This is a genomic window from Inquilinus sp. 2KB_23 (assembly GCF_052115705.1).
GTDB classification, from domain to species: domain Bacteria; phylum Pseudomonadota; class Alphaproteobacteria; order DSM-16000; family Inquilinaceae; genus Inquilinus; species Inquilinus ginsengisoli_A.
The window spans coordinates 1-5,676 of sequence record NZ_JBFRHF010000061.1; the positions used below are offsets into that span (position 1 = coordinate 1).

Annotated in this window: 6 protein-coding genes and 1 pseudogene; all 7 read left to right on the forward strand. The window is 61.1% G+C overall.

Annotated elements, in window-relative coordinates:
* On the forward strand, positions 1-203 hold a 203-nt coding region (locus AB4112_RS35770), incomplete at its 5' end, for an integrase core domain-containing protein (RefSeq protein WP_441727202.1).
* A gap of 258 nt (positions 204-461) precedes the next feature.
* Positions 462-1,451 carry a cupin-like domain-containing protein gene (locus tag AB4112_RS35775; protein WP_441727203.1) on the forward strand — a complete coding sequence of 330 codons (990 nt, stop codon included), beginning with the start codon at positions 462-464 and terminating at the stop codon, positions 1,449-1,451.
* Positions 1,452-1,473: 22 nt separating this feature from the next.
* Complete coding sequence (locus AB4112_RS35780; protein WP_441727205.1) at positions 1,474-1,608, forward strand: hypothetical protein; 135 nt, start codon at positions 1,474-1,476, stop codon at positions 1,606-1,608.
* A gap of 8 nt (positions 1,609-1,616) precedes the next feature.
* A pseudogene (locus AB4112_RS35785) lies at positions 1,617-2,307 on the forward strand (IS6 family transposase).
* 401 nt (positions 2,308-2,708) lie between these two features.
* A complete protein-coding gene (locus AB4112_RS35790) occupies positions 2,709-3,209 on the forward strand; it encodes a YcjF family protein (RefSeq protein ID WP_441727207.1) in 501 nt (166 codons plus the stop codon).
* 476 nt (positions 3,210-3,685) lie between these two features.
* Positions 3,686-4,165, forward strand: coding sequence for a hypothetical protein (locus AB4112_RS35795; RefSeq protein WP_441727209.1), 480 nt, complete (start codon positions 3,686-3,688; stop codon positions 4,163-4,165).
* An 18-nt stretch (positions 4,166-4,183) separates the two neighbouring features.
* Positions 4,184-5,676, forward strand: a 1,493-nt coding sequence (locus AB4112_RS35800; RefSeq protein ID WP_441727211.1) for a condensation domain-containing protein, incomplete at its 3' end; no start/stop codon positions are given.

The window sequence follows — 5,676 nt, forward strand, 5'->3', positions numbered from 1 at the left end:
AGGAGGTGGACGGGCAGCCCTATCGCGACCTGGCGCATGCCAGGACCCAGATCGGCAGCTTCATCGAGGAGGTCTACAATCGCCAGCGGCTGCACTCCGCCCTCGACTACCTGACGCCTGAGGAATACGACGCGGCTTCACCGCCATTGCAGCAGGGCCGCGCCTCTGCTGCTATGGCATCCATCAACCTGACCTGTCTCTGATTATCCAGTCTCACGTCAGGGGTGCAGTCCACCCCCATGCACCTATCCCCTTTGAGATATCCGGGCTAAACTCGATTGTCTCACTCTCACGGCGCAGTCCATAATCCTCAGGTGCACTGGACCGTAATCCCCAGACGCAAGGTTGCATCGGCAATCCATGGCCGATAATATTCGCTCTCGCTCGGCTCGGGTTCTTGGCCCGAGATGGATTGTGCCTGATATGCAAATCGGAAATCGCAGCTAACGCAGGGTACCGCTATGAGCGTTCAACAGATCCCGCGTGTTGCCGGACTCTCTCGAGAAGAGTTTTACACAAATTTCGTCGAACAGAATCGGCCGGTTGTTTTGAAAGATGCGGCATCCGATTGGCCTGCGATATCGAAGTGGACTTCCGAGTATCTCGCCAGAAGCGGTGGAGATCAGGTCGTCCAGCTCTGGAGCATCGATCCTCGGAAGCCTCCAGCGCACAGTTATATTAGAGCCGAAAGTACATTGCGCGAATATATTGCACGGTTACCTGCTGCCGCCAGGGGCGATCCCTACTTGGCGGAGCAGCCACTCAAGAAATTATTCCCCGATTTATTGGCCGACATCGGCACGATGCGTTACAGCCGGAGTCATCCTTCTAATCTATCCATCATGTTGAGTTCGAAATCGGTAGCGGCGCTCCACTATCATCCGCACTTGGAGGCGATTTCTCACCAAATTGCCGGAACCCGGCACTTCATACTGCTTCCGCCAACAGAAACTTCCCGGTTGGATCCGGGGCCGGTTATGAGCCCCCTGTGGAATTTTGGGCGCCGCGTCATCAAAGAAGACGAAATTGAATCTATGCATGAAGAAGTATTCGAGACGACGCTTACCTCTGGTGAGGCAATTTTTATCCCGCTTCATTGGTGGCATACGGTGTTTGCAGGGGCGGGACTGAGCATTTTGCTCTGTGATTTCTTCGAGTATCCGCATGTACGACCGCCGCAGAGCGAAATCTCTGATCGAGTGGAACAAATGCACGCGGCCTGCCGTGAATCCATTGCCGCTTGCGAAGCTAGCCTGCAGGGCGCATCGGGCGTGGAGGACAGAATTCCTTACTTTGAGCACATCATAGCTTGTTGCCGCGCAATCAATGACAAGAAGAAAGAGCAGCAGGTGCTTATTGCGGCGCTGTCCGCTCTACCCGAAACCGCAGGACGACGCAGTGAGATACAGAGTCGCTTAGACGAGTTGGCCTCCGGGCGTGTTTCGAGCTAGGGCCTGTCGAGAATCACCGCGAATGGATGACGGCGGCGGCGAGATGGATCGTGGCGGCGAATCTCTGATCGGTCTTGTCGCTGCGCATGGCGATGCGTTTGAATTCTTTGAGGGTTTGTCACGTCGCGGCCTTGCGAATGGCCGGCGGGCGGCGTAGCGGTAGCCATGGCCCCACCCGACTATGCCGGTTACCGCTCCCATCTGCGGTGATCCAGCGCGCAGTCTGGATGTATCTCCGCTTCACCCTGAGCTACCGCGACGTCGAGGACCTGCTTGCCGAGCGCGGCATCGAGGTGTCGTACGAGACGATCCTGCGTTGGGTGATCGGCTCGGTCCCGCAATCGCTCGGCGTCTTCGTGCTTGGCGGCTGGTGCTGCACCGGCGATGGCACCTCGACGAGATGTTCGTCCGGATCGGCGGCAAGCAGATGTACCTCTGGCGGGCAGTCGATGCCGAGGATGAGGTGCTGGTTCAGGCAAGGCGGGACGCGGCTGCAACCCGCAAGCTGATGCGCAAGTTTCTCCGGGAGTAGGGGATCGCCCCGAACGAGTGGGTCACCGACAAGTGTCCGGCCTACGCCGCTGCGCTTCGCGATCTTGGCCTGGGCGCCGCAATCTACATCGCGGCCAAGCAGCAAAACAACCGGGCCGAGAGCTCGCACGTCCCCGTTCGTCGACGTGAGCGCAAGCTGCAGCGGTTCAAGTCGGCCGCCGCGGCGCAGCGGTTCCTGGCGATGCATGCCGCGACCTACAACGCGTTCAACCTCTGCCGTCACCTCACCACCGCCAATACCCACCGCCGCTTTCGTGCAGAGGCGTTCGCGGCATGGCGAGATGCGGCCGGCGTTGCGGCCTGAGCCTGGCGGAGCTCGGCCCATCGCGGCGACGCTCGACAACGTGACAAGCCCGACCGACGAGTGTGCCCGAAACCGGTCGTCGCGGCGGGGCCTCAACAGCGGTCATGACCGATATCCACAGCCATTGGTTTTTTCACCTGTCCACAAGCCAGTCTACCGGGAGACTCTCGTCACCCAGTGTCACCGACAGCCGCAGGGATCGCGGCCCGAATCCCCAGCGAGCGCCTGATCAATCCGTCCCTCGGTTGAGTCGCCGCTTTACATCAACGACACTATTCCACTATCGCAGGCGCAGAGATCTTGTATAGGTCCCGAGTCCCAGGTAATGTCAGTTCGTTAAATGCACTCGCGAGAATTTGGATAAATTCCCATCTTTTACACATCAGAAGGGAATACAGTCGGTGGCAAGTGAGATTAAAAGCGACGCCACGCCCGAGGCCGAGAGGGGGCTCCGTCTGGCCCGGGCCTCGCGCATCATTTCGTCGGCCGCCGCTTGGTCGGCCGCGGCAGGCCTGGTCCCACTGCCGATGCTGGACCTTGCTGCCCTTGGTGCGGTACAGGCGAAGATGATCAGTGATATCGGAGCACTCTACGGTCAGTCTCTCAGGAAAGAGGCGGTACGTTCGACTGTGTCAGTGCTACTCGGCGTCCTGGTACCGGGCCAAGTTGCAAGTGGGATCGCTGCGAGTAGCGTAAAGCTTGTCCCCGGGATGGGCAGCGTCATCGGCGCCGTCTCGTTCAGTGCATTTGGCTCCGCGGCGTCCTATGCCATCGGTAAGATCTTCGTTCGTCACTTCGAGGCGGGAGGCACAATCGAAAGCTTCCGACCAGAGGCAGTCGAAGGCGAGCTCAAGACAGAAATCAAAGCTGCCAGGAGCGGCCGGGAACCGAGACCAGCCTGAGCCGACAGATTGTGCCAGCCTAGGTGCTTCTGACCCACGCCCTCGTGTCTGCGATAGTGGGCTGGTTTGGGCGGTAGTGCGTTCTCAGCTTTTATAAGACTCTTTCTTGCTGCGCTGTTCTTCACTCCATTACTGACCGGCTTGGTCCTCGCGATCGGCAGCCCGAGGACAACACAGGACTGACGCTTGTCACCGTGAACGAACGTGCGCACCCGTCGCTAGAGAAGGGCGTGCCGCTTTGCCATCGGGCAGCGGGCCGCGTCCTTCTCGTCCAACACCTTCAATGCACGATCAGGATGTCGACTTCTGAGACAGCGGCGCCGCAGCGGCGGGTAAGCGACAGCTTGTTGGCTAAGGCGGTCGGCTTGCGCCGGGGCCTGCCGCGGTCTGGGGGCCTCGTTCGCGTCATAAGGGAGGAGACCCTGACCGGGGTCATCATTGCCACGGACCTTGGTGGCGTCTGCGGCACGGGTGCCATGGTCGTGCTTACCCTCGCGCCCGAACGCACCGGTGACGCTGTCGCTTTGCTGCCACTAGTCGTCCTGCTTCTGTTCGGCTACCGCATAGCAGATCGAGCCGACATAGAAATGGGCCTAACGGCCGTGCAGGCCACATTGCACCGCACCTGCAATTGGATTGCCGGCAAGTTCTCGCGGTTCGACCTCAGTAACATTGAGACCTTCTCACGTGGGGAGATGGCCCACGCATTGGGAGACGCGTGCGCAACGATCTCCAACAGCTATCTGCACCGGCAGCGGATCGACGCGACACTGAAGCTGGCGCAGTCACCGGACGCCAAGGTGGTGGTGACCGAGAGTGGCGCATCGGGCGGGCTGCCGTTGATTTGGGGGGCTCGACGACACGACTCCGCCGTCTCTGTGCTCGCCCAGTTCCGTCCCTCCGGCGCATCCATCCCCGCCCGTCGTGTCTGCCCGTTAGCCAGCGCCAGGTCGTGAGCTAGGAATCACCCCGCCATGAACGACATGCACCAAGCGCTCTTTCCGCTGACCGCCGCGCAGTCGGAGATCTGGTTAGCGGAGATGCTGACGCCGGGGACCGCGCAGTACAACGTTGCCGAGTATCTCGAATTACACGGGCCGATCGATCCGGTCCTATTTGAGATGGCACTGCGGCTGGTGGTGGCCGAGGCGGAAAGCCTCAACGTCGCCTTCATTGACGAAGGCAACGGACCACGGCAGATCCTGGATCCGGCTGCTGACTGGCCGTTCCCGGTGATTGACGTGAGTTCCGAATCCGATCCAATGGCCACGGTCGAGGCTTGGATGCAGGCCGACCTGGCCCGGCCGGTGAATCTGATCGGCGGACCACTCTTCACCTATGCCCTGTTTCGGGCCGGCCCCGATCGAGTCTTCTGGTATCAGCGCTATCATCACATCCTCATAGACGGAGTTGGCGCTGCGCTGATCGCGAGTCGGCTGGCCGATGTCTACACGGCACTGGTTGAAGGACGGGAGCCGGGGCCAACTCCGTTCGGTCCATTCCGAGATCTGGTCGCTGCGGACGCGGAGTATCGCACCTCTAAGGCTTTTCTCCGGGATCAGGGCTATTGGATGAACCGTTTCGCGGATCGGCCCGATCCAATAACCTTGGCCGGACGGCAGCTATCTACCGGTCGCATCGAGCGGCACCGAACCCACCTGTCACCCGAAACCAGTTCCGCGCTGCGGGATTGCGCGCGTGCTTCCAGCCTGACCCTACCACAACTCCTCACAGCGCTGACGGCAGCATATCTCCATCGGATGACAGCTGCGACCGATCTGGTCATCGGCGTTCCAGTTACCGCACGGTCCGGCCGTGCGCTTCGGATGATACCGGGCATGGCCTCCAACATAGCGCCGCTACGGTTGACCATAGTCCCGAAGATGAATCTGGAGGAGTTCCATAGACATGTCGGGCAGGAGCTACGCACAGCATTACGGCATCAGCGCTACCGTTACGAGGATCTGCGGCGCGACCTCGGTCTTGGCACCGGCGGACAGCATCTGTATGCGACCGCGGTCAACGTCGAGCCATTTGATTATGAGGTGCGCTTCGCCGACTGCGTGGCGAGTGCTCGCAATTTAGCAAATGGTCCGGCTCGGGATCTCGGCATCTTCTTCTTCGATCGCGGCCCCAGTCAGGCGCTTGAGCTCGGCTTCGACGCCGATGCGGGGCCGCACAGCAAGGCCGATCTCGCCGCCCATCAGGTTCGCCTCACCCGCCTGCTCCAGGCCGCCGCCRCCGATCCCGGACAGCGCATCGGCAGCATCGAYCTCCTCGATCCCGACGAGCGCCGGACCATCCTCGTCGAATGGAACGACACCGCACGCCCCGTCCCCCAGGCCACCCTGCCCGAGCTGTTCGAGGCCCAGGCCGCCCGCTCCCCCGACGCCGTCGCCCTGGTGTTCGAGGACCAGGCCCTCACCTATGCCGGCCTCAACGCCCAGGCCAACCGCCTCGCCCACCG